The following is a 603-nucleotide window of genomic DNA, read 5'->3' as shown; positions in this document are numbered from 1 at the left end:
CCTCCCCGGCCCCCGGCGGCCCCTCGGCCGGAGGCCGCGCCCCGGCCACCGGCGCGCCCGCCGAGACCACCGGCACCGGTGCGTCAGGCGCCGCCCAGGCACCCACCGGCTCCGACACTCCGGCGGCCGAGAGTACTCAGGTGCTGCGGCGGATCACCCCGCCCCGGGAGCCGCGGGAGGCCGGGGCGCCCCGGGAATCCCGGACGTCCCCGGAGAACGCCGCCGGAAAGACGGGCCGGCAGACCCGGTCCGGCGCGGCGGCCGGTGCTGCCCCGGCGGCCGGTGCGGCGGCCGGGGCCGAGCAGGCGCCCGAGACCACCCAGGTGCTCCGGCGGATCGGCGCGCCCCGTGCGGGGGAGCCGGGCGGAGCCGGAGCCGGGACGAAGGCCGCGGGGACCTCCCCGGCTGCGGAGCCGGACCCCGCCGGCCGTACTCCGCGTACCGGCGTGCCCCGCCCGGGCGGCCAGAACCGCGACGCCCGGACCACCGGAGCCGGCGCTGCCGACGCTGCCGGTACGACCGGTGCCGCCGTCCCCTCCTCCCCGGCCGCGGCACGGGCCGCCCGCGCCGCACGCGCGGCGGGCACCGCCGGAGCCGGAGCTG

At 83.4% G+C, this 603-nt stretch carries 1 pseudogene; it reads left to right on the top strand.

Annotation, left to right across the window (positions count from 1 at the left end):
• Nucleotides 1–603, top strand: a pseudogene (locus tag GT045_RS40310) (hypothetical protein); the annotation flags it as partial.

The sequence above is a fragment of the Streptomyces sp. SID486 genome, from assembly GCF_009865385.1.
Taxonomy (GTDB): domain Bacteria; phylum Actinomycetota; class Actinomycetes; order Streptomycetales; family Streptomycetaceae; genus Streptomyces.
Note: the sequence above shows the minus strand (reverse complement) of the source record. Positions and strands in the feature narration are given on the sequence as shown.